Here is a 24,187-nt window from a genome sequence, read left to right on the forward strand (position 1 = left end):
TTCTCCTGCCTTCAGGTATTGACGATGGGCGTTGTGTAAAGTTGATGTTGCCGAATGTAGTCCATGACCACGCCCGGTATGTCTGTAATTGTTTGCTCGCCGGCGGCCAATGCCTGGCGAATATCGGTGGAAGCTGCCGGCTCGGCGAGTTCATCAAGCAGGTAAAGACAGCCATGCCCTTGTTCAAACAGGGACGACACATCGCGGGCCTGCCGGCTCAGCAACCAGTCTGCATCGTCTGTGGCCATGCTGCCGGCCGCCAATTTCACATCCGGACGACTGACCGCGCAGAGATGGCAATAATCCAGCAGCTGGCGCCATTTGTGCCAGGTCGGCAGCGTATTGAAGCTGTCCCAGCCCATGATATAGACCAGCGTTGCATCCGGGAACTGCGTTGCAAATGACGCCAGCGTATCGACCATGTAGGACACGCCCGGGCGATGGAACTCGCGGTCATCCGTTTGCAGGCGCGGCTCACCGAAGTCTGCCAGCGCCAGTTCCAGCATGGCCAGTCGCTGTTCAGCGGTGGCGGTGGCCTGCCCCCGATGATTCGGCACCGCGCAGGGCACCAGTCTGACGTGGTCCAGTTCCAGTGCCATTCGCGCCGTTGCTGCTACCTGCAGATGCCCCCGGTGGACGGGATCAAACATGCCCCCCATGATACCGATGCGTCGGTTCATGTGCGAATGTGACCATCACCGATGACAATGTACTTTTGCGATGTCAGCCCTTCCAGCCCGACCGGACCGCGCGCGTGCAGCTTGTCGGTGGAAATACCGATTTCCGCCCCCAGACCATACTCAAACCCATCAGCAAAGCGGGTCGACGCATTGACCATGACCGAGCTGGAATCCACTTCCCGCAAAAAACGCTGAGCACGGTGGAAGTCTTCGGTGATGATGGCTTCCGTGTGCCCGGAACTGTACTGATTGATATGGGCAATGGCCTCATCCAGATCCCGAACCAGGCGCACAGACAATATCGGCCCCAGGTATTCCTCTGCCCAGTCCTGCTCACTGGCGGGCACGGCACCGGGCATCAGGGTCAGGGACCGTGGACACGCGCGCAATTCCACGCTGTGGGTTTGAAACAGCGCAGCCAGTTCCGGCAACAAACGCTCCGCCACCGCGTCGGCGACCAGCAGTGACTCCAGTGTATTGCAGGTACCATAGCGCTGGGTTTTGGCGTTCAGCGCCACCTTGATGGCTTTGTCCAGGTCCGCTTTGTCATCGATATAAACATGGCAGTTGCCGTCCAGATGTTTGATCACGGGCACTTTGGCGTCGGCACTGATGCGGGCGATCAGGCTTTTACCGCCTCTTGGAACAATCACATCAACAAACTCAGGCATGGTAATCAACAAGCCCACGGCTGCACGATCAGTGGTTTCCACAACCTGTACGGCATGCACAGGCAAATTTGCTGCCTGCAGCCCACGGCGAATACAGGCGGCAATCGCCTGATTGGAATGGATGGCCTCGGAACCGCCGCGCAGTATGGCGGCATTGCCGGACTTCAGGCACAGACTGGCTGCCTCACAGGTCACGTTGGGCCTGGATTCATAAATGATACCGACCACGCCCAGTGGCACCCGCATGCGCCCGACCTGAATGCCGCTGGGGCGATAAGACATATCAGTCACTTCGCCGACCGGATCCTGCAAAGCGGCCACCTGGCGCAGACCTTCCAGCATGCCGTCAATGCGCGCCGGGGTCAGTTGCAAGCGATCCAGCATGGCGGCATCCAGGCCTTTGTCCCGGCCAGCCTGCAAATCCAGTGCATTGGCTTGTTGCAAGCGCTCACGGCTGCCATCAATGGCGTCCGCCATCGCCAGCAAGGCGGCATTTTTCTGCGATGTGGTTGCCGCAGCCATGACACGGGACGCAGTTCGGGCCTGCTCACCAAGCGTGTTCATGTAAGCGTTTATATCGCTCATTGGTATCATCCGGCATGTTGTCAATTCGGGAAAGGGCGGCATTATAGCGCTGCACAGGGGCCAGACACAAAAAAACAGACCTGCTCAGCAGGATTTAATCGCGGCATTAACCGGTAAAGCGGTCAAATATGGTTCTGCAGGCTCATTCGGGCAGGATATGGGTGCATATACCAGGAGCGACCAATGTACTCATTGGGGTAGCGCCGGAAATGGTGATTCAGCAGTGTTATGGGCACGATCAGCGGCAACTGGCCCAGCCGGTAGCGTTCGTATGCATCAATCAGTTCGGCCTTGTCACCGGCATCCAGATGGTCACGCAGATAACCCTGGATATGCTGCAGGACATTGACATGGTCGCCGCGGCTGGCACGCTTTTTCAGCGCCGCCATTAAAATCCCGATGTACTTGTCTGCCGTGTCGGCCACGGTGTTCTTGCGTACCGAGGCCAGCAGCGGCCCAAGCTCGCGGTAGGTTTTCTGGCAGTGACTCATCAGGATGAGTTTGTGCCGGGCGTGAAAGTCGGTCAGCGATGCAACGGTGATCCCCTCTGCCAGCATCTGACGCCAGCGGTGCATGACATAGACGCGCTGGATAAAGTTTTCCCGCAACACGGCGTCGCCCAGCCGCCCCTCCTCTTCAACCGGCAGCTCAGGGAAGTTCTGCATCAGCCGCGCGGCAAAAATGCCAACGCCATCACGCACCGTCTGTTTGCCATCGTAGACCTTGGCGCGCTCCATGCCGCAACTCGGGGAGTCCTTCTTGAGAATGAAACCACACAATTCTGCCTGCCATGATCGCTGTGCATCAGCGCTGTCAATCAACTGCCGGGTGTAATCCAGCTGATAGTCTTCAATATCGACGCAGGCCAGTTCGCCCCCCTGACGAATCAGGCGAATGGGGCGACGCGGAATGCCCAGGCCGATATCCACTTCCGGGCAAAACGTGCGGAAGCTAAAAAATTCGCCCAGTGTTTTATCAATGTAGGAATGTAGTTTGTGGCCGCCATTGAAACGTACTTCCTCTCCCAGCAGGCAGGCACTGATGCCAACGGGAATTTTTCCGGACTGATGCTGGTTCACTGTTCCCCCTGATGGATAGATTACCTGGCACAGGATAATAACAGCTGCGGATCACCCGCAACCAGTCTGAGCTTGTCGGCCCTGGACAACTGCTTGATCCGGTATTCCAGCTTCAATGCCTGGCTGCGGTCCCCGGCCGGGCACTGAAACACCAGCGTCAACGGTGCACGCCCACGGAGGTACCTTGCCGTTTTGGGCCCCTGGGCCTGATGTTCGGTGAAACGACGCAAGACATCCGTGGCAATACCGGTGTACAGACTGTCATCCGCACAGCGCACCAGATACACCGACCATGGCGCCGCGTCGGGTTGAGCAGCCTCAGTCATGCTGCGGCGACCATTGTGTTGTCGCCCCGGTAACCTCACCATCCGCACTGGCACGGCCATCACGTTGCAGTTTGATGAGATGCGCGAGCAGGGTCTTTTTTGCCCAGGGAATAAGGTGTTCAGCGACGTCATCGTAAGCCTGCAGGACCAACTGATCCAGCGTGGCCGGCCCCAGATCCAGCAATGCGGTCACGATTTTTTGCTCGCGCCGCATGCGATGGCGAATCAATGTCGTGATCATCTGCTCCGGCTCTTGCATGATATCGCCATGGCCAGGCGCAAGCGCCTTCAGCGGCAGCTTGCGCAGATTTTCCAGAGAGGTCAGATAGTCTCTCATATCGCCATCAGGCGGCAGAATCACGGGCGTGGTGCCCTGCAGGATATGATCTCCGGTAAACAACAGACCATCTTCTTCCAGTAAAAAGCAGACGTGATTGGACACATGGCCAGGCGTGTGTACCAGGCGCACGGTAAACCCATCACAGACAATCCTTTCGCCGTCCCGAAACACCCGGTCCGGTGTAAAGCTGGCATCCTGATACAGGGCGCCCGATGGCGGCGCGAAACCGATCACGCTGGCCCCCGTCAACGCCTGCAGGGCACCCGTGCCCGGGGAGTGATCGCCATGCGTGTGGGTGACAAATATCCACTTCAACGGCCTGCCTGCCAGTGCCTGCATGATGGCTGCAGTATGTTCAGGCAGCGCCGGCCCAGGATCGACCAGTGCCATGTCACGGTCACCGATCAGGTAGGTGTTGGTGCCGGGCCCCGTCATCATGCTGGCGTTTGCACACAGCACGCGCTGCACCGACACGCCGCCAGTGCCAACCGTGATCGCTTGTCCGGCAACAAAGCGTGATTCTTCCAAAGTCTCCCCCTGTCACAGCTGGCGCGGTGTGCGCTCCGCTGCTGTCTTCAGCATCGTCATGATAACGGGTTTATGATTCGGGGCAAACAGGCCCGTCTGTTATCGGACAGTGGCGTGATCGACCCGCGCGGCAGGCTGGTTTTTGCCGACGATTCACGTTATAAAAGACTGCTTTTCTCACCCGGTATCAAGGCAAGGGAATCATGTCAGACACTCAATCTCTAAGAATAAAAACCTATAACCAGATTTCAGACAAGGGTCTCTCGCGTTTCAACAGCACACACTACAAGGTTGATCCGGCAGTGGAAGATGCCGATGCCATCCTGTTACGCAGCTACAAGTTGCAGGTCAACGAGCTGACCAACAGTGTCAGGGCTGTGGCCCGGGCCGGTGCCGGCGTCAACAATGTGCCATTGCCCACCTGCACCGACAGAGGCATTGTGGTGTTTAATACCCCCGGGGCCAATGCCAATGCCGTCAAGGAACTTGTCCTCAGTGGCATGTTGCTGGCATCTCGCGGCATCCTGCCCGGCATGCGTTATATCAACGAACTCAAAGACATGACCGACAATGCCGAGATGTCCAGGCTGCTGGAAGCGGAAAAGAAGCGGTTTGCCGGCAATGAACTTGCCGGTAAAACCCTGGGCGTGATTGGCCTGGGCGCGATCGGCTCACTGGTGGCGGGCATGGCCATTGACCTGGGGATGACCGTGCTGGGTTATGATCCGGCGCTGTCGGTGGATGCCGCCTGGCGCCTGCCCAATCAGGTGCAGAAAATCGAAAACATCAGCGCCCTGCTGGGCAATGCCGATTATGTCAGTTTGCATCTGCCGGTACTGGAGTCTACGCGCAACCTCATCAGCACCGACCTGGTCGCCGCCATGAAACCCGGTATGTGCCTGCTGAATTTCTCCCGTGATGAGATCGTCGACACCGAGGCTGTCATTGCCGGCCTGAACGCAGAGCAGTTGCGACTGTACGTCAGCGATTTCCCGCGCCACGAACTGATTGGCCGGGACGATGTCATTCTGCTGCCACACATCGGTGCCAGCACCGCCGAGGCCGAAGAAAATTGTGCCATCATGGCAGCAGAACAGCTGAAGGATTTTCTGGAGAATGGTAATATCCGCAACTCGGTGAATTACCCTCCGCTGTTCCTTGATCGTGTACCGGGCGCAGGCGCCGGAACACGTCTGGCGATCACTAACAAAAACGTGCCAGGGATGCTGGGCAAGATACTGTCCATTCTCGCCGAACAGAATATCAACGTCATCGACATGATCAATAAAAGTCGTGACGAGATCGCCTATACCCTGATCGATCTGGCAGCCGCGCCGTCCGACAGTGCGGTCACCGCCATTGCTGACACCGGGGACGTGATCAAGGTCACTGTGCTGTGAGCACCGGGCATGGCGCCCTGATTTAAACCCGTTTATTAATGACTATTGTTCAGGAACCACAACTATGAATCGCGTGTATAACTTTGGTGCCGGCCCGGCCATGCTCCCGACCTCGGTGATGGAACGGGCGCAACGGGAATTTCTTGATTACAATGGCATGGGTGCCTCGGTTATTGAAATCAGCCACCGTAGCAAGGAGTTCGAAGCCCTGCTGACCCATACGGACGAACTGATTCGTGAAATCTCGGGACTGCCTGACGACTTTGAAATACTGTATGTGCACGGCAGTGCGCAGCTGCAGTTCTCTGCCGTACCACACAACCTGCTGAACCTGAACCCGGCCCACAAGGCAGCGTACCTGGAAACCGGAAATTTCGCGCAACTGGCACGCAAGGAAGCCGCCCGGTTTGGCAATATCACTGTCGCCGCCACCAGCGAAGCCAGCAATTTTGACCGGATACCGGATTTCGACCCTGCCACCCTGGACCCGGACACCTCTTACGTGCACCTGACCAGCAACAACACCATTTTTGGTACGCGCTGGAATGACTTCCCGGATACCGGCAAGATTCCGTTGGTTGCTGACATGACCTCTGAGCTGATGTCCCGGCGTCTGGACTTCAGCAAATTCGGGCTGATTTTCGCCGGCCTGCAGAAGAACCTGGGGCCATCCGGTATGGCGACAGTGCTGATCCGCAAGGAGCTGCTAGGTCATGCGCTGCCCAATACACCGAACCTGTTGAACTACGAAACCTATGCCAAAAATCACTCCATGCCCAACACCATCAACACCTTTGCCGTGTACATGATGAACCTGGTGCTGCAGTGGCTGAAAGAACAGGGCGGCCTGTCCGCCATGGAAGCCCTGAACGCGAAGAAAGCACAGCTGATCTACGATGTCATCGACAACAATGATTTCTACATCGGCTCGGCTCACCCTGATCACCGCTCAGAGATGAATGTGTGTTTCAATCTGCAGGACAGCACACTGGACAAGAAATTCCTCGACGAGGCACTGGTTCGCGGGCTGTATGCGCTGAAGGGCCATCGTCTGGTTGGCGGTATCCGCGCCTCCATCTACAACGCCATGCCCATGGCAGGCTGTCAGGCACTGGTGGACTTCATGCAGGAGTTTGCACGCCAGAACGGATGAGCCGATACCGACCACCTGCGCCACCCAAATCCAATTACCTGACCGCGGAAGGCGAAAGCCGGATGCGGCAGGAACTGGATTTTTTATGGCGTGATGAACGCCCCAAAGTGACGCAGCAGGTCAGTGAAGCGGCAGCGCTGGGCGATCGCTCCGAGAACGCGGAATATATCTACGGCAAAAAACGCCTGCGTGAAATAGATCGTCGTGTGCGCTATCTGCGCAAACGCCTGGAAGATGCCACGGTTGTGACGACGCTGCCCTCTGATATCAGTAAAATCTATTTTGGTGCCTGGGTAGATCTGGAAGACAGCAATGACAATGTCCACGAGTATCGCATCGTGGGCCCGGACGAGGTCGGTGACAAACCCGGTTACGTCAGCATGGACGCCCCGCTGGGTCGCGCGCTGCTGGGCAAACAGGTAGATGACGAAGTCAGTATCGTCACGCCCGCAGGGCGCTCTCGCTACACCGTTGTTGCAATCCGGTATACCATGCCTGCATGAAACTGATCAGCATCCTTGCATTGCCTCAGGCACTGGCGTCCAGCATGGCCATACCGCTGGAGATGATCAGTGCTGCTGATACCATCTATCGCCTGCGCCATCATCAGCGCAGCAGTTCAGTTTCGCTGCACATCGTGGCGGAAAAAATCGACAGCATGACTGTATCAGGCGGCATGGGTATCACACCTTCTGCCCGACTGTCTGACACGCCGGCGTGCGAGCTGATTTTTGTGCCGGCGTTATGGGGCAATCCGCGCGCCGCTGTCATGCAGCATGCCGACACGGTCGCGTGGCTGGCCCGACAATACGCCGCCGGCGCCACCATCTGCAGCGTTGGCAGTGGCAGCTATTTTCCGGGCGCAGCCGGCCTGCTGGACGGCAAACCCGCCACCACTCACTGGCGCTATTTTGATGATTTCGAGAAAAATTTCCCGAAAACAAAACTGCATAGAAAACGTTTTATTACCCATCAGGACCGGCTTTATTGTACCGGCAGCGTAAACGCCGTACGCGATGTCATGCTGCATTTTGTTGAACAGCTTTTTGACGCCAGCACGGCAGATGAAGTGGCACGGCATTTTACGCACGAGCTGAAACGCTCTTATGAGTCTTTATTGCTTGCCGTCGATCAGCAGGATACCCATCACGATGAACTGATCATCAAAGTACAGGAGTGGTTGCAGAAAAATTTCCAGCACGATATCCGAATGCATGATCTGGCACTCAGATTCGGGCTCAACAGTCGATCTTTTAATCGCCGATTCAGACAGGCGGCGAACAAAACACCCGTGGAATATTTACAGGAAGTTCGTATCAATCAGGCACGCGAATTATTAAAACACAGCAATCTCAGCATTGCAGAGATTGCCTTCTCTGTTGGTTATCAGGATGTCAGCTATTTCACCGGCCTGTTCAGACGCATGCACGACGTGACGCCCAATGCCTATCGGCGGCTGGTCAGAACCAAACTGTTTAATGTGGGAAACCCGCCGCCTTCAAAGTAGCGCGGAAGTAGCGCGAAAACCAGGAAGTGCCCGACCAGCCGATGCTCCATCAGGGGGCTGGTGTCTGAAACTTGTCTTTCCACTCGGCATAGGGCATGCCGTAGACACGCTCCCGCGCTTGTTCGTAGTCAATATTCAGGTCTTGTTCCTGCGCCGCGGCCGCATACCACTTGGCCAGACAGTTGCGACAGAAGCCGGCGAGGTTCATCAGATCAATATTCTGCACCTGTTTATTGTCATCCAGGTGTTTCAATAACCGGCGAAAGGCAGCTGCTTCAAGTTCAAGGTTTTGTTGCTCGGACAGGTTTTCTGTATCAGACAGCTTTTTATCAGACAGCTTTTTATCAGACATTTGGGCTACTGGCTCCGGTCACTTCAGTTAGTTCGGCAGCCGGCTGAGAAACCGGCTGCCATGTCGCTTAGCATTTACAATATTGACAGTCAGCCATCAGCCAACCGCACTGTTGTACTCAGGCAGGTCATCTTCATCAACAATACCGTCCATGCCATCGTCTACGGCATCAGGGTTTTTGTGCATTGCCTGTTTGCGATGTTTTTTATCCACCGACTTCAGCTGGCGTTCGGCAGCATTAAAGGCATCCCGAATCGCAACGTATAAATCTTCGTGAGCATGATTGTCATGCTGCTCCTGCGTGACCACGACCTCTTTGTTCGGTGTATGCAACTCAAGGGTGACAGAATAAACTTTACCTTTGTGATGGTTGTTATGTGGTGAATCCAGCACCACACGACCGCCGATGATATCGCCATTGTATCGGCGCAACTTCTCGACACGCTTGTTGACACTGTCGGTCAGGGCATCGGACTGGTCTATATTGTGAAAAACAATCTGAAATTCATTGGACATAATCAATTATCTCCTGATTTGCTTTGTTCATCTGTCATAGGGATATGGCTTCTTGATGCTGCTCGCTACCCTCCTCGCCCGGTGCAGGCTTTTTTTCAATTTTGGGTCAAATCACATACTTGTTATCTAGTAGCTGTCGGCCAGTTTTGCAACTGCCAGCGCATAATTATTTGCACAGTTATAAGTCAGAATGACACGAAAATTCGGATACGTCATAAACGCGCTACCACCTTCACCATCGGGCAGTACAATTGAACCGGGAAAGTCGGCCTGAGGCAGATCGGTACCGGCAGCCGTGCGTACGCCTGCCATTTGCCAATCGGCCAGTGAGCGCTGAACGGTGTGCCGACGTAAAACACTGCAGGAAAAACTGGCGTCACCCTGACTCCATTGCTCAGCGCGCTGATGATAATCGTCAGGCAGCGTGATTTCCCGCCCCCAGCGCTGGCCGGCCTGCCAGCCACGCTGGCTCAGATAATTGGCAATCGAGGCAAACACATCAGCCTCACTGGTCCAGATATTGCGACGTCCGTCGCCATCAAAATCCACCGCGTAATTAACAAAACTGCTGGGCATGAACTGACTCTGACCCATCGCGCCCGCCCAGGAGCCTTTCATGTCGGTGTGGCTGATATGGCCTTCCTGCAGAATCTGCAGTGCCGCCAGCAGCTCACGGCGAAAATAGTCAGCACGCCGTGGATCGTAGGCAAGTGTTGCCAGTGCGCGGACAACATCCGTGCCTCCGGTAAAATTGCCATAGTTGGTTTCTATGCCCCAGATGGCAACTATAAATCGGGCCGGCACGCCATATTCAGCGGCTACCTGAGCCAATACGTCACCATGCCGGGCCATGCGTTCGCGGCCGGTCTGAATGCGCCAGTCGGTCACGCGCTTGTCCAGATACTCGTCGAGCGTTTCGACAAACTCTGCCTGGTTACGGTCGTTGCTGACGACCTGGGGGATGGGTGTGACAGGCACCAGCGCCTGCTCAATGATGCTCTCAGAGATACCCAGCTCACGAGCTTCAGCGATCAGAGCCTGAAGCCACTGTTGAAACGCTGCGTCCACCTCCACATCGTCTGTCTGCGATTGCGCCAGCGCACTTGAGCTCAGGTACACCGCTGCTAACAGTGATAAAAAAACCGGATATCTACTTACCGCAACAGCGCGTAACGCGTTCAACATTCAACAACAACTCCTGTTCCACTGCAGCCCCTGGCGGGGCTGACTCACCCTCACGGGGCTGGTGCACGCGATTACCTGCCTGCCCTGAATTTTAGCCTACTCCTTTGGATTTGTTTTGTCCAAGGGATGAAGAGCGATATTTATGCCGGGTTTTACGCTTGGCTTTAGACCCGGTTTTGATGCCCTCGTCAGTCGGCCCTGAGGCACCAGTGCCAGGGCTCATAAGTGATCGCCGACACGCTCTCTTTAGGATATGACAGCACAAACCCGAATTCGTCCGCATTTTTCATCAGCCAGTCGAAAGCGTCAGTCTGATCGAATTCGGTTTCCAGCGGCGGGCTGCCCGGTGTGGCAATATCCAGTGCTCGCCCGGTGTGATGTTCACTGTATCCTGGCGCTGCATTCACTTTAAGTATGTCATCCAGTGTGCGACCACCATCAAGCTTGCGCCGGATCAGGTCAGCCTGATATGTCGCGCCGCGGTAGGCAGACACCAGGCACAGGGTGATGCCATCGCGGGCGGCACGATCACGCATTGCCTGCCAGGCTGCAAATGTCGCTGGCGTCATTTGTTGCGGCCGCCCGAACATATCCGGACCGGCGCTCACCAATTGCGCGGGTTCATGCTGCAGGGGCAGGCCAATCCATTCGCCGTAATCGGACGCTATGCCCAGTGCCGCATGCAAGGCATTGATCTGTGAGGTGTAACCGGATTCATCTCCTGGCACATTTCTTTCCTGCACCTCTGTTCCCGGCGCCTCTCTGACCTGGTTTTTTGTAATAAAGTTGACTGTCTTTTTTACCATATTAAATGACCATTTAAGCCTATTTTTACCGGCCTCACTTTCGTTATAGTAGCTTAAACCTGATTGCCGCACAGGGTCAGTGCGCGCACAGACCAAACCATAGCAGTTGAACAGGACATATTTGAATGGCAGCACTTCCGGTTATTATCGGCTTTGGGGGTATCAACCCGGCCGGGCGCAGCTCCTTGCATCATGGCTATCGCCGACTGGTCCTGGACAATCTGCCCGTAGACGCAGCCATGGAAACCCGTGCCAGCCTCGCCGGGCTGATGGGGCTGCTGCAGCACAAGGACGGCAAGTGGTTGAGCGCTACCGGTGACGTCATTGATCTGCCAACCTATCTGCAGAGTATAGACCCGACTCTCAAGGCTGGCACACTGATCCGCAAACTGGAAAAAAACCTGTTCGACCCGGACCAATTGCTGTTTCACAAACGCGCCACCCTGCATGCCGACAGCGATCACCCGGTCAGCTTTCTGATCAAGCGCCAACAGCTGCCGGATCAGATTCCATTGGGATGGCTGATCAGCGATGCCGGCAATGGACAGGTGCGGGTGGAAGTCCCCACGGCCATGGAGGTGATGACCGCGAACTACCGTCCTTCGCCGGTCAACTCGGCAGGTCAGTTACCCAGTGGTTTCGACCCAAAGGACCTGTATCAGTCCCGTAACCATCCGCGCGGACTGCAACTGACGGTATTTGGCGCCAGCGATGCCATTCAGTCCATGGGCATTGATTGGCAGACTGTACTCAAGCATGTACCCGCAGATCAGGTCAGTGTCTACGCTGGCAGCAGCATGAGCCAGCTCGACTATGAAGGTAACGGTGGTTTACTGCAGGCACGCCTGCTGGGCAGAAAAGTATCATCCAAACAATTGGCGCTGGGCTTCGCCGAAATGCCTGCCGACTTTATCAATGCCTACGTATTGGGGAATTTAGGGACAACCGGCACCAATGCAGCAGCCTGTGCAACCTTTCTGTACAACCTGCGCCAGGGTATGCGGGATATTCGCAGCGGTACCCACCGCCTGGTGATCGTTGGCACATCCGAGGCTCCGCTGGTGCCGGAAATCATGGACGGCTACACCACCATGGGAGCGCTGGTAGACGATGCGGCATTGCTCGCATTGGACAAACACAAGGGGCTGACCGAACCTGATTACCGTCGCGCCTGTCGCCCTTTTGGCAATAACGCCGGATTCACCCTGGGCGAATCGGCCCAGTTCGTGATCCTGTGTGACGACAAACTGGCACTGGAAATGGGCGCCAATATCCATGGCGCAATCAACGACGTTTTTGTCAACGCCGACGGTTACAAGAAGTCCATCTCCAGCCCGGGTGTGGGCAACTACATCACGATGGCCAAAGCCATGGCTGCGACCAGCCAGATAATCGGTGAGAAAGGTCTGCAGCAGCGCAGCTATGTGCAGGCGCACGGCACCGGCACGCCGCAAAACAGGATAACCGAATCACATATATTCAGTACGCTGGCGAAAACCTGGGGCATTGAACACTGGCCGGTGGCAGCTTTGAAGACTTATATCGGGCACTCACTGGCGTCAGCATCCGCCGATCAACTGGTAGCCAGCCTGGGTGTGTGGCGATACGGCATCATCCCTGGCATTACCGGTACCGAGACCATTGCTGATGATGTACACCAGGACCATCTCGAGTTCCTGTTACAACACAAGGAGGTCGGCACCCAGGGCATGGATGCAGTCCTGCTCAACGCCAAGGGATTTGGTGGCAACAATGCCACAGCATCGGTGCTGGCGCCGCATGTCACGCATAAAATGCTCGCGCGCCGTCACGGCGCTGAGGCAATGAAAAACTGGCAGGTACGCAATGAATCGGTGCAGGAAAATTCAGCTGCCTATGATGAAGCGGCTCGCCGTGGCAGCGCGGATATCATTTATCGTTTTGATCACAATGTGCTGGATGCCAGCGCACTCTCCATAGCCCGTGACTCGATGCAGATACAAGGTCATTCACACAGCATCGCGCTGCAGACTGAATGTGCCTACAACGATATGCTGGATGATGACCAAGGCTGATCGCGGTTTATCGAGCCGGCATAGGTTGTCACTCTGAAGTCTGAATCGGGATATGTTACAGTTGATGTACACACTGGAACACGGAGCAGTTATGTCAGATCATCATAGCTACAAAAAAATCGAAATCGTTGGCTCATCGACCCAGAGTATTGACGATGCGATTCGCAACGCCATCAAGGAAGCCAGCAAGACCACAAAAAATCTTGAATGGTTTGAAGTTACCGAAACCCGCGGCCACATCGTTGATGGTGATGTCGGGCATTTCCAGGTCACCCTGAAAATCGGTTTCCGGATTGAGAACAGCTAATTCCGGAACCGCAGCAACTTCATTGTGCATTTCTAAAATTGCCCGATTTCGAACTGCGAGTTGGCTGCACCGAGCACCTCCACGATGCAATCCCTCCAACTGGAAGGTATCTGGTACTCCGAACCCGCCTGGTATGGAAAAGCCTGAACCAGATCATAAATCTGCTGGCTGACGTAATATTACTGCCTGGAGATGAGATATGTCGATTCTGCGGGCATCGGCTGAAGGACTGTGTGCGTTTGCCGATGCGCTAGTTGTCATCATCGCCCGCAGGCCTGTCTTCCCGGTCGCCGCCCGAACGGCGAAAACCGCTGCCATCGGTCGGATTGCGCCGTCCGGACATGAAGCGGAACACCCGACTGCGTTGTTCCGGGGCCAACTGACTGATAACAGCCAGGGTGTGCTCATGTGACATTTCCTGGTAGCGCAGGTTGATCTGACGCAGCTCCTCAAATGCAGCCTCTATGGCCTCGTCGTCCATCGGATCCTGAACCAGAAGTTGATTAACGTTGCGCTGGGCACGGAACATTTCGCCTCTGACCGGCCTGAGCGCTTCACCATATTGTTGCAACTGGGGGCGCAATGAAGCCTGCATCTGCGGCTCCAGGTCCCGCAGTATCCAGCCCAGGCTGGGCGGCGTTGAGGGTCGGTCGTGACGCTCCAGCATACGCGCACCAATGGCACCGATGAAAAACAGGTTCAGTGCCAGCGATGCCACCAGTGTCCACAGCAACGCTCGCCGTTTATTGATAACCATTACAGAATCTCCGCGTAATCGCTGAGTGAGATCAGATACAGTTCTTCTTCCACTGTCATTGCCTGAGCCTCAGGTACCAGCTCAACTTGAAAACCCACCAGCAAGCCGATCACCAGCGGCAGACACGCCGCCACTGCCGGTCGCCATAACTGGTGCAACACATGACCCGGGGACGGCAACAGCCAGGCTGCCAGACGATCGATCCCGCCTCGCCTTCTGGCTGGCAACGCTTGTTGCAACAGCCGGGTTTCCAGAGCGGCAAATGCAGGCAGCTCAGACGACTGCAACCACTGGTCGAGTTGCCGGGCTTCCTGCAACATGGCTCCTGCATTCACGTCGTTATCCAGAAATGCCAGAGCATCGCTGCGTTCCGCTTCCGGCCAGCGCCCGGAGTCCGCACCATACGACGCCAGCAACTGGGCAAAACGTTGTGCTTTCCATTCCTGCTGCCTGTCTTTGTTCATGAATGCCTCCCGGTATTGGTGGCTCTCTTGCCGGCCGCCTGCCAATGAGTTTTCAGGCTGCGTCGAGCACGCGCCAGCAACGATTCCAGAGCGTCAACGGTTACATCAAGAATACCGGCGACGTCCCTGTTGGATAAACCCTGATAATGCGTCAGCACCAGAGCACTGCGTTGACGTTCCGGCAAATTTAAAAGCGCCGCATGTAACAATTTATGTTCTGCCTCCTGGTCGAACACCTCATCGACTGCCTGTTTCTCATCAACAAGGTCATCACTGAGCTCACCGGCAAGCGATGCTTTGCTTTTCCGCATAAAATCGATACAGAGATTGTGCGCGATGCGGTGCAGCCAGGTCGTCAGTGCAGCTTTGCCGGACTGCCAGCGCACTGCCTGTGTCCACAAGCGCAAAAACGTCTCCTGTGCGATATCTTCAGCTTCGCTTTCATTGCCCAGCATCCGGTACGCATAGGCAGCGATGGGTCTGGCATGCCGCCGCACCGTGTCAGCGTAAACCTGCTGATCACCGGCCACGATAGCAGCCATTGTTTCCTCGTCCGTCAGCATCCTGTGTCCATCAGCGGCCTGTTGTCTCTGTCCCCTGGCGCGAGGCTCTGCCCGATCGGCAGCACTACTGGCTGCACCACTGGCAGAGAGTATTGCAGAACTCATGGTACTAAAGTCGCACCGTCATCTCACTGCGCATCGTGATCATGCGCACTGTCTGGCTGCTCGCCGCGCTGGCGCATTTGTTCACGCATCCGCTCGCGCATCTGTTCACGCTGCTCCGGCGTCATGTTCTGCATGCGTTCGCGCATCTGCTCCCGCTGCTCCGGCGACATCTGACCCATGCGCTCGCCACGGGGCGGCGCCATGCCACGCATTTGTCGGAACTCTTCAGGTGAAAGCACGCCATCACCGTTGCTATCAAGCCGGCTGAAGCGCTGATCGAGCTGTTCATCGCTGAGGCCACCGGCCGCAACGCCAGGACTGTCACTGCCCTGGCCGTGGGCTGCCGCCGACAGGCTGACACCAAGCACCAGGATACCAAGCAGGTTATTTATAGTTGCCATCGTGCGCACTCCGAATGTGGTTGATTCGAAGGCTTATACGGCTCCGGCCCGCATACCCGTCGGTTTAAATACTACGTCACGGTAACGGGCTGCGCCTCAGCGATGCGGGCTTGCCATTCTGCCGGGCCGGTACGGTGCACCGAGGTGCCGTTGACGTCAACAGCCACAGTCACCGGCATATCCTCCACCACAAACTCGTGGATAGCCTCCATGCCCAGATCCTCAAACGCCACTATTCTGGAATTGCGGATGGCTTTTGATACCAGGTAGGCAGCACCGCCGACGGCCATCAAGTACACCGCCTTGTGCTTCTGAATGGCGTCAATCGCGACCTGTCCCCGCTCCGCCTTGCCGATCATGCCCAGCAGGCCGGTCTTGGCCAGAATGGTTTCGGTGAACTTGTCCATGCGGGTAGCCGTTGTAGGCCCGGCCGGACCAATCACTTCATCACGCACGGCATCAACCGGCCCCACGTAGTAAATGAATTTGCCTTTCAGGTCGACACCTGCCGGCAGGGACTCACCACGATTGAACATTTCCACCATGCGCTTATGAGCCGCATCGCGACCGGTCAGCATCTTGCCAGACAACAGCAGCGTTTCACCCGGTTTCCAGCTCTCGATGTCGGCCTGTGTCACAGTATCCAGATTCACGCGGCGCGCAGTGGGGCCAGCATCCCAGGTAATCTGCGGCCAGTCTTCCAGTTTCGGCGGTGTCAGATGTGCCGGACCATCGCCCTTGAGCACAAAGTGCGCGTGGCGGGTAGCGGCGCAGTTCGGGATCATCGCCACCGGCAATGATGCCGCGTGCGTCGGGTAATCCTTGATCTTGATATCCAGCACCGTGGTCAGACCGCCCAGCCCCTGAGCACCAATGCCCAGTGCATTGACTTTGTCCATGATTTCCAGACGCAGCTCTTCCACGCGATTCTGCGGGCCCCGGGCGCGCAGCTCATGAATGTCGATGGGGTCCATCAGTGACTCTTTTGCCATCACTGCCGCTTTTTCCGCCGTGCCACCTATACCGATGCCGAGCATTCCCGGCGGGCACCAGCCGGCGCCCATGGTCGGAACCGTTTTAAGCACCCAGTCGACAATGCTGTCGCTGGGGTTGAGCATGGCCATTTTGGATTTGTTCTCGGAACCACCACCTTTGGCTGCCACGGTCACGTCCAGTTCATCGCCGGGTACCACTTCCATATGAATCACGGCTGGCGTGTTGTCTTTGGTATTTCTGCGCGCGCCCGCCGGATCCGCCAGAATGGATGCACGCAGCACGTTGTCGGGATGCAGGTAGGCCTGACGCACGCCTTCGTTGATCATGTCCGCCACACTCATGCTGGCATCCCATTGCACATTCATGCCGATTTTGACAAAAACCGTGACAATACCGGTATCCTGGCAGATCGGACGCTTGCCTTCGGCGCACAGCCTTGAGTTGATCAGAATTTGCGCCATGGCATCTTTGGCCGCCTGGGACTCCTCGCGCTCGTAGGCTTCGTTGACCGCCTGAATGAAATCCAGCGGGTGATAATAGGAGATGTACTGCAACGCATCAGCTACACTCTGAATCAAATCGTCTTGTTTGATGACTGTCATTTACGGGTTCCCGACTGGCTTGAAGGACAAAAACGGCATAAATTCTACCATAAAGGCTCCTGCTTGAGGCCCTGATACAACGCATGTTACCCATTTCTCTGGTCCTGATCGCTGCATTTACCTACCTGGCACTGTTGTTCACCATTGCTTCGCGTGGCGAGCGCAGCACCCGGGCGGGGCCTCGTCCCTGGCGCTACACGCTGGCGCTGGGCGTTCACTGCACCACCTGGGCATTCTACGGCACGGTAACCCAGGCTGCGCAGTACGGCTGGTGGTTTGCGCCGACGTATCTGGGTGGAATCTGTATCTTTCTGTTTGCCCACCAGTTCCAGATGAAAATGCTGAATCTGGTCAAAGAACAGAACCTGACCTCAATTGCGGACCTGATCGGCTCGCGCTATGGCAAGTCACACTGGCTGGCAGCCTTTGTAGCCATCATCTGCCTGATTGCGCTGGTGCCCTACATTTCTTTGCAACTGCGCGCCGTTGCGGCCAGTTTTGCCGCCGTTACGGGCATGGAAGCCAGTGCCGCGCCCTGGTTTCTGGATCTGGCCGCTGCGGTCGGCCTGGCCATGATCGGTTTTTCCATCCTGTTTGGCGCCCGCCGTCTGAGCCTGGCGGAACAACACCCGGGATTGATGGATGTTGTCGCCTTTGAATCCATTGTCAAACTGATCGCTTTTTGTGTTGTTGGCCTTTTTGTTACCTACCAGCTATTTGATGGCGTTAACGACCTGATCCTGTCGGCTGCTGCCAGTGAGCAGGCCCGCGCCATGCTGGAACCCGAAACCAATGGGGTATACATCTATGCCACACACATGCTGCTGGGCGCATTGGCGATGTTCGTGCTGCCCAGACAGTTTCAGGTCAATTTCATTGAGAACACCAGCCCCGAGGAACTTAAAAAAGCGCGCTGGGCATTCCCGCTGTACCTGTTTGCCATCAACTTTTTCATCCTGCCCATCGCCCTGGCGGGTGTCATTCTGGCGCCGGATGCACGCATGACTGACACGTTTCTGCTGACCTTACCAATCCTGGCCGACAGGCCTGACATCAGCCTGATCGCTTTTATCGGCGGCCTGTCTACGTCTACCAGCATGGTCATCATGGCAACGCTGGCGCTGGGCATCATGATGTCCAACGACGTGATTACCCCGCTGTGGCTGCGCGTGCGACGCGGCGGCAACCTGATCTCGGACCTGACACCGCAAGGCGTGCTGCTCACACGCCGTCTGACCATGGTAGTCATTGTTATCCTCGCCTACGTGTACCACAAATTGACTGAAGGCGGACTGCCACTGGTGAGCAACGGCCTGATTGCCATGGCTTTGTTATCGCAACTGGCGCCATCGATGTTCGGCGGCTTGTTATGGGTCAAAGCCAACCGGGCCGGGGCCAGCGCCGGCCTGCTGGTCGGCACGACGGTCTGGGCCGCCCTGCTCTTGCTGCCCTCGCTAAATCCGACACAGCCACTGACCGACAAAGCCATCAGCGACGGCGTCATATTGAGTCTGGGCGCCAATGTTCTGATCTACGTGCTGGTGTCCCTGCTTTCCCGGCAGACATCGGCCGATCAGCAACAGGGGCTGAGGTTTGCGCGGCCGAAGCACAAGGCCTTTGCCATCGGCCATGAGCATGCCGGCAGCCTTGAGCGTATAAACAGCCTTGAGCATATAAACGGCCTTGACCAAACAAACAGCCCTGCACAACAGGTTACCTGGGGACGGTTGCGCTCGGTGCTATCACGCTTCATGGATCCGAAAGATGCCGAAGGTCTGAACCGGCGCCTGGGACTGAGCATCGCCGACGTACCCGAGCAGCGTCTGGTGCACCCCATGTTGCTGATTCGGCTGGAACGGGAGCTGGCAGGCGCCATCGGCAGCTCGGCGAGCAGGTTGCTGATCGGCAGCCTTGCCCGGCAATCTCCCGTTGCGGTCGAAGAAGTCGTGGATTGGGCATCCGAAGCATCGCAGCTCTACCGCTTTAACCGTGAGCTGTTGCAATCCTCGGTCGAAAACATACCGCAGGGTATCAGCGTCATCGACAAGGAACTCAGACTGGTCGCCTGGAACCGGCGTTACCTGGAAATCTTTGAATACCCGGAAGGATTGATCCGCGCAGGTGTGGCGGTAGAAGAGATCCTGCGCTTCAATGCCAGACGCGGTCTGTTCGGACACCCCGACTCGGATGTGGAGGACGAAGTCAAAAAGCGTCTGTCCTATCTGCGCAGTGGCAGCCGCTACCGATACCAGCGCCGACAACCCTCCGGCCAGGTGATCGAACTGCAAGGCAACCCGATGCCCGATGGTGGTTTCGTGACGACCTACACCGACATCACCGAACTGGTGACAACCCAGAACGAACTGCAGCAGATCAACGCTGAACTGGAGCTGCGGGTAGCAGAGCGAACCGAAGCATTGTCGGTCGCCAAACAGACTGCCGAACATGCACACCAAAGCAAATCCAAATTTTTTGCGGCAGCCGGTCACGACCTGATGCAACCGCTCAATGCCGCCAGCCTGTTCTGTGAGATGTTACTAAAACGACTTAAACATGATGACATCAATCTCGCCATGCAGATTCAGCAATCCTTGCAGAATGCTGAGGAGCTGCTGACCATGCTGCTGGAAATGACCAAACTGGAATCGGGCAAACTGCAGCCTTACAGAAAAGATGTTCCGCTGTGGGATATTCTCGCCCCGCTGAACGCGTCTTTTGTTTTACTGGCACAGGAGAAAGGGCTTGAGTTCAGCATTCGCCCGACTCAGGTGGTGGTGCATACCGATCAGAAAATTCTACAACGTATTCTGCAGAACCTGTTAAGCAATGCTGTCCGTTATACCCAGCATGGCAAGATCCTGTGTGGTATCAGGCGAAAGCCGGACAACCGCATCGAGTTGCAGGTCTGGGATACCGGGCGCGGTATTCCACCTGAAAAATTTAATGAAATATTTATGGAGTTCAAGCAACTCGATCAACATGATCACAACCCGGGACTGGGTCTGGGGCTGGCCATTGTGGATCGCATGTGCAGGCTGTTGAACATACCCATCCGCCTGGAGTCCCACCTGAACCGTGGCACCTGCTTCGCCCTGACACTGCCGGTCAGCAGCTGGCACAGCCCGGCCCTGAGCAGAACGCGACAATTGAGCGACAGCTCGCAATGGGCACTGCCGGAGAACACACACGTGCTGCTGCTCGACGATGACCCCGCCATTCGTGATGCATTATCATCACTGCTGCGAGAATGGGGTGCATACGTCTCCGCCTGTGGCACCATCAGGGAAGCGCTGCAACTTGACCGACGCCCCGATCTGTTACTGATCGACTATCACCTGACTGACCAGCAGGTAGGCACCGATGCCATCGAGCAAATAAGAGCGCACTGGGCCCGTGACATACCAGCCATCCTGAGCACCGCAGACCCGAACGAGACCATTCGGGAACAGGTCGTGGAAGTCGGCGCACATTTCCTGCCCAAACCAGTCAAGCAGGCGGCCCTGAAACGTCTGCTAAAGGGAATCGGGTTCTGACAAAGCCTCTTCATCATCCGCACGCAGCATGTCATGAAAAAGCACACCGGCCTGCGTTCTGTTGATGACACCCAGTTTACGCAAAATGGCAGACACATGCTGCTTTATGGTGGTCTCCTGAACATCCAGTTCGTAGGCGATCTGCTTGTTGAGCAAACCATCGGCAATACAGCGCAGCACCTTGAACTGTTGAGGCGTCAGTTGCCCCAACTTGCGGGCAAACTCCTGATGCAGGGAATTCTTCTCGGCCAATACGGAACTCTGCAAGTGAGCGGGCAACCAGTTGTCGCCGCCCAGCACCGTTTCCACAGCACTGACAATATCAGGCATGGGGGCTGACTTGGGGACATACGCGCTGGCCCCGAAACTCATGGCACGCTCGACCACATCCAGCTGTTCGTTGGCAGACACAATGACCACCAGTACATCGGGAAACTGGTTACGAATGGCGGTCAATCCGGTCAGGCCCTGATTACCCGGCATATTGAGGTCCAGAAATACCAGCTCAATCTGTGGATGTTGCAGCAACAGGTTCTGCAAGGCAGCAAAACTTTCCGCCTCCAGCACCTCGCCTTTCAGCGTCGCCGCCAGCGCATGCCCAAGTGCTGCTCGAAACAAGGGGTGATCATCGGCAATGATTACCTTGGCGGGTATCTCGCTGTCGGCTGGAGTGGATCTTTGGATCATGGTGATGCTGGCTTCCGATTGAGAGGGCATGGGATCTAAACCTAATACAAGCCAATAAAAAATGCCACCATCACAACAGTGATGGTGGCACAAGGTCATGGAGAGGAAATCCTTCGACCAAACGTTTACTGCTCCTGAGGGCAGTTGCCCAATTTTTTATCTGCGGGCTCGATTACCGGCCAAAACGATAACCCAGTGACAGACTGATGGTGCGCGGTGCACCGTAGTAACCGATCAACGTGGTATCACCACCCAGTCCTGGCGCGTAGCCATTGGGCAGCGACGGATCCGCCGCACCCAGGAAGGCATAGTTACCAACCAGGAACTCTTCATCGGTCAGGTTTTTGCCGTGCAGACCCAGCGACATCTTGCCATCGGTGCTGGTCCAGCTGACACCCAGATTGATCAGGCCGTAACCGTCCTGCTCCAGCACGTTGCCCAGCTCGGTCAGGCTGTATTCGCTGCGGTAACTGTAGTTGCCAGTGAACACGATGTCACCAGTAGACACTGGCATGTCATAGTTGAAACCGAGGTTGACGGTCTGCTCCGGGGTATTGGTGATAACAAAGTCATCGGTGATATCGATCCGGTTCAGGTCAGCGTCAAAACTGAAAACGTTACTGAAGTCCGCATCAATCAAGCCCACGTTACCAAACAGGCTCAGGTTGTCTCCTGCGAGCCAGGTAAATTCGAATTCCAGACCCTTGGCTTCAGACTGACCGACATTGCCCAGGCGCTGGTTCAGCGCCGCATTATCGTCCGGATCAGGAATGACGGATATGTACTGACGGTTTTTGTGATCCAGCATAAAGGCCGCAGCGTTCAGTCGGAATGTGGAAGTCAGATCAGTCTTGACCCCAATCTCATAGGACTCCACATCTTCCGGATTGGCCGCAGGTTCCGCAGTGGTGGCCCGGGGGTTGAAGGTACCGGACTTAAAACCTTCACTGTAGCTGGCATAGATCATGGTATCCGCATTTGCCTGATATTCCACACTGACACGCGGTGTCACTTTCGACCAGTCAGCGCTGTCATCCAGCACCACCGGCGTACCCACAGAAGCACCGCGGGTATAACCCGGCACCCAGCCCGACTCCGGATATACCGTATCGAAAATCAAACCATTGCGCACCACGGATTCCTTGTCGTCCTTGGTGTAGCGGATACCACCACTGACGCTCCACTGATCATTAAAGCGATAGGTACCATCGGCGTAGACCGCCGTGCTTTTGCTGTTGCTGCAACCTGACACCTCACGCGTCAGGCCCGGCGCGCCCAGCGACTGACCCAGCTCTTCGAGAATCGCGTCAAATACGCCACACGACTCTGAATCAAAGTAGTACAGGCCCGAAACGACGTTGAAATTATCAGCACGGTAGTTGAGCTGGAATTCCTGAGTAAACCATTCGTCTTCATAGATCGCGGGCACATCGAAAATGCGCAGCGGCGTATTGTCGAAATCGATGTTTACCGGTGAGTAGTTTTCACGCTGCGAGGTAATCGACTTTAGTGTCGTCGAGTTATTGACATCCCACTGCACAGTCAGGTTCATGCCCTCGGTTTCCACCTTGTTGCTGGTAGGCAGGCTGGTGTAGGAGTCATAGATGCTGTCTGGCACCGGCGCCTCATCAGTCAGCAGACTTGGCAACAGACGGTAGCCACCTTTGGAGTTAGAGGTGTCTTCGGTTTTGTCGTAACCAAACTGCACAAATACATTATCCGTTGGGGTGTATTCCGCAGTGATTCTGTAAGCCTGCAGGTCTTTGTTGTAGTTTTCCACATCCTGACCCGGCAGGTCGCTGATCAGGAATTTGCCAAAACCATCGCGGTTCAGATTGGCATAACCAAAACCCAGATAAAAATTATCTGTTACCGGCACCTGTCCCACCAGCTTGAGATCACGCTGACCGTGCGTACCGCCCGTCACCGTGGTGGCCAGCTCAGACTCACCGGTCATGCGCTGGGTGACATACTTAAGCGCACCGCCGACAGTGTTCTTGCCGTACAAAGTACCTTGCGGCCCGCGCAGCACTTCAACACGCTGCACATTAAGAATATCCAGCACGGCGCCTTGTGGACGGGCAATGTAAACATCATCAATATAAATGCCCACACCCGATTCGTAGCCCCACAGCGGGTCTTCCTGACCCACGCCGCGGATGAATGCGGTCAGCGTGGAATTGGTCGCCCGGCTTTCCTGCAGCGTGGTGTTGGGTGAAAACTGCTGTACTTCGAGAATGGTTTCCAGGCCGCGGTCGGAGATTTCGTCCGCGCCAAGGGAGGTCACTGCCAGCGGCACCTGCTGCATGTTCTCGACGGTGCGACGCGCGGTGACTTCGATGCTTTCCAGAATGCGGCCTTCCGGCTGCCGCTCTTCCTGTGTTGATTCCTGTGCCAGCGCGGGGAGTGCAAAACCACCCATGGCTGCCGTCACTGCCATTGCGCAGGCTGAACGTTTGAATTGTGTGTGTTTCATTGGACGAGCTCCCCTTGGAATTTTTATGACTCGGCCGCCACCATACTCCAACTGCGTCCTGTTGTGACCTGTACCATAGTACTATGGGTTGCATCGCAGCATTCATGAACAATA

General features: G+C 56.0%; 23 protein-coding genes. 7 read left to right on the forward strand and 16 right to left on the reverse strand.

Going from position 1 to position 24,187, the window contains the following annotated elements; translation table 11 throughout:
• Window positions 1-11: 11 nt before the first annotated feature.
• The 5 genes from nadD to WD071_RS04175 form a co-directional block, all read right to left on the reverse strand.
• Complete coding sequence (gene nadD / locus WD071_RS04155; RefSeq protein WP_368047073.1) at window positions 12-680, reverse strand: nicotinate-nucleotide adenylyltransferase; 669 nt, start codon at window positions 678-680, stop codon at window positions 12-14.
• Entirely contained in the window at window positions 677-1,936 is a 1,260-nt protein-coding gene (locus tag WD071_RS04160) for a glutamate-5-semialdehyde dehydrogenase (RefSeq protein WP_368047075.1), read from the reverse strand. Before WD071_RS04160 ends, nadD begins: the two co-directional genes overlap by 4 nt.
• A 122-nt stretch (window positions 1,937-2,058) precedes the next feature.
• Window positions 2,059-3,015 carry a YbgA family protein gene (locus tag WD071_RS04165; RefSeq protein ID WP_368047076.1) on the reverse strand — a complete coding sequence of 319 codons (957 nt, stop codon included), beginning with the start codon at window positions 3,013-3,015 and terminating at the stop codon, window positions 2,059-2,061.
• A gap of 20 nt (window positions 3,016-3,035) precedes the next feature.
• A complete protein-coding gene (locus tag WD071_RS04170) occupies window positions 3,036-3,341 on the reverse strand; it encodes a GIY-YIG nuclease family protein (protein ID WP_368047077.1) in 306 nt (101 codons plus the stop codon).
• Entirely contained in the window at window positions 3,334-4,209 is an 876-nt protein-coding gene (locus tag WD071_RS04175) for an MBL fold metallo-hydrolase (protein ID WP_368047078.1), read from the reverse strand. The genes WD071_RS04170 and WD071_RS04175 overlap by 8 nt, the downstream gene beginning before the upstream one ends.
• A 203-nt stretch (window positions 4,210-4,412) precedes the next feature.
• Between WD071_RS04175 and WD071_RS04180 the strand changes: the two genes are divergently transcribed.
• From WD071_RS04180 to WD071_RS04195, 4 genes are all read left to right on the forward strand, one after another.
• Window positions 4,413-5,609: a phosphoglycerate dehydrogenase gene (locus WD071_RS04180; protein ID WP_368047079.1), complete on the forward strand. Its 1,197-nt coding sequence runs from the start codon at window positions 4,413-4,415 to the stop codon at window positions 5,607-5,609.
• Between the two features lie 64 nt (window positions 5,610-5,673).
• Window positions 5,674-6,762 carry a 3-phosphoserine/phosphohydroxythreonine transaminase gene (serC, locus tag WD071_RS04185; RefSeq protein ID WP_368047080.1) on the forward strand — a complete coding sequence of 363 codons (1,089 nt, stop codon included), beginning with the start codon at window positions 5,674-5,676 and terminating at the stop codon, window positions 6,760-6,762.
• Entirely contained in the window at window positions 6,759-7,265 is a 507-nt protein-coding gene (gene greB / locus WD071_RS04190; RefSeq protein ID WP_368047081.1) for a transcription elongation factor GreB, read from the forward strand. Before serC ends, greB begins: the two co-directional genes overlap by 4 nt.
• Window positions 7,262-8,269, forward strand: a complete 1,008-nt coding sequence (locus WD071_RS04195; protein WP_368047082.1) for a GlxA family transcriptional regulator — start codon at window positions 7,262-7,264, stop codon at window positions 8,267-8,269. Before greB ends, WD071_RS04195 begins: the two co-directional genes overlap by 4 nt.
• A gap of 49 nt (window positions 8,270-8,318) precedes the next feature.
• Here the strand turns inward: WD071_RS04195 and WD071_RS04200 are convergent, their stop codons facing one another.
• The 4 genes from WD071_RS04200 to WD071_RS04215 form a co-directional block, all read right to left on the reverse strand.
• Window positions 8,319-8,573, reverse strand: coding sequence for a DUF1244 domain-containing protein (locus tag WD071_RS04200; protein WP_368047144.1), 255 nt, complete (start codon window positions 8,571-8,573; stop codon window positions 8,319-8,321).
• A gap of 144 nt (window positions 8,574-8,717) precedes the next feature.
• Window positions 8,718-9,137: a ribosome-associated translation inhibitor RaiA gene (gene raiA / locus WD071_RS04205; RefSeq protein ID WP_368047083.1), complete on the reverse strand. Its 420-nt coding sequence runs from the start codon at window positions 9,135-9,137 to the stop codon at window positions 8,718-8,720.
• A 126-nt stretch (window positions 9,138-9,263) separates the two neighbouring features.
• A complete protein-coding gene (locus WD071_RS04210; protein ID WP_368047084.1) occupies window positions 9,264-10,322 on the reverse strand; it encodes a lytic transglycosylase domain-containing protein in 1,059 nt (352 codons plus the stop codon).
• A gap of 188 nt (window positions 10,323-10,510) precedes the next feature.
• Window positions 10,511-11,050 (reverse strand): M15 family metallopeptidase, encoded by a 540-nt coding sequence (locus WD071_RS04215; RefSeq protein ID WP_368047085.1) that lies wholly within the window; start codon window positions 11,048-11,050, stop codon window positions 10,511-10,513.
• 203 nt (window positions 11,051-11,253) lie between these two features.
• Here WD071_RS04215 and WD071_RS04220 point away from each other — a divergent pair, with 203 nt between their 5' ends.
• Both WD071_RS04220 and WD071_RS04225 read left to right on the forward strand, forming a co-directional pair.
• The gene (locus WD071_RS04220; RefSeq protein WP_368047086.1) at window positions 11,254-13,182 is read left to right on the forward strand and encodes a beta-ketoacyl synthase; all 1,929 of its coding nucleotides are present in this window, start codon (window positions 11,254-11,256) and stop codon (window positions 13,180-13,182) included.
• A gap of 91 nt (window positions 13,183-13,273) precedes the next feature.
• Window positions 13,274-13,489 (forward strand): dodecin, encoded by a 216-nt coding sequence (locus WD071_RS04225; RefSeq protein WP_368047087.1) that lies wholly within the window; start codon window positions 13,274-13,276, stop codon window positions 13,487-13,489.
• A 250-nt stretch (window positions 13,490-13,739) separates the two neighbouring features.
• Here WD071_RS04225 and WD071_RS04230 read toward each other — a convergent pair whose 3' ends face one another.
• The 5 genes from WD071_RS04230 to WD071_RS04250 all read right to left on the reverse strand — a co-directional run bounded on the left by WD071_RS04230 (window position 13,740) and on the right by WD071_RS04250 (window position 17,377).
• Window positions 13,740-14,246, reverse strand: coding sequence for a periplasmic heavy metal sensor (locus WD071_RS04230; protein WP_368047088.1), 507 nt, complete (start codon window positions 14,244-14,246; stop codon window positions 13,740-13,742).
• A complete protein-coding gene (locus WD071_RS04235) occupies window positions 14,246-14,710 on the reverse strand; it encodes a hypothetical protein (RefSeq protein ID WP_368047090.1) in 465 nt (154 codons plus the stop codon). Before WD071_RS04235 ends, WD071_RS04230 begins: the two co-directional genes overlap by 1 nt.
• Window positions 14,707-15,378, reverse strand: coding sequence for a sigma-70 family RNA polymerase sigma factor (locus WD071_RS04240; protein WP_368047091.1), 672 nt, complete (start codon window positions 15,376-15,378; stop codon window positions 14,707-14,709). The genes WD071_RS04235 and WD071_RS04240 overlap by 4 nt, the downstream gene beginning before the upstream one ends.
• Before the next feature lie 23 nt (window positions 15,379-15,401).
• Window positions 15,402-15,779, reverse strand: a complete 378-nt coding sequence (locus tag WD071_RS04245; protein ID WP_368047092.1) for a hypothetical protein — start codon at window positions 15,777-15,779, stop codon at window positions 15,402-15,404.
• Window positions 15,780-15,850: 71 nt separating this feature from the next.
• Window positions 15,851-17,377: a fumarate hydratase gene (locus tag WD071_RS04250; protein ID WP_368047093.1), complete on the reverse strand. Its 1,527-nt coding sequence runs from the start codon at window positions 17,375-17,377 to the stop codon at window positions 15,851-15,853.
• A gap of 83 nt (window positions 17,378-17,460) precedes the next feature.
• On the opposite strand from WD071_RS04250, the gene WD071_RS04255 reads away from it, so the two are divergent.
• On the forward strand, window positions 17,461-20,910 hold the full coding sequence (locus WD071_RS04255; RefSeq protein ID WP_368047094.1) for a PAS-domain containing protein: 3,450 nt from the start codon (window positions 17,461-17,463) through the stop codon (window positions 20,908-20,910).
• On the opposite strand, the gene WD071_RS04260 is transcribed toward WD071_RS04255, so the two are convergent.
• Window positions 20,890-21,597: a response regulator gene (locus WD071_RS04260; RefSeq protein ID WP_368047145.1), complete on the reverse strand. Its 708-nt coding sequence runs from the start codon at window positions 21,595-21,597 to the stop codon at window positions 20,890-20,892. The two genes, WD071_RS04255 and WD071_RS04260, sit on opposite strands and share 21 nt — an antisense overlap.
• 172 nt (window positions 21,598-21,769) lie before the next feature.
• On the reverse strand, window positions 21,770-24,073 hold the full coding sequence (locus WD071_RS04265) for a TonB-dependent receptor (RefSeq protein WP_368047096.1): 2,304 nt from the start codon (window positions 24,071-24,073) through the stop codon (window positions 21,770-21,772).
• Window positions 24,074-24,187 lie beyond the last annotated feature (114 nt).

Source organism: Pseudohongiella sp. (assembly GCF_040877505.1).
Classification (GTDB): domain Bacteria; phylum Pseudomonadota; class Gammaproteobacteria; order Pseudomonadales; family Pseudohongiellaceae; genus Pseudohongiella.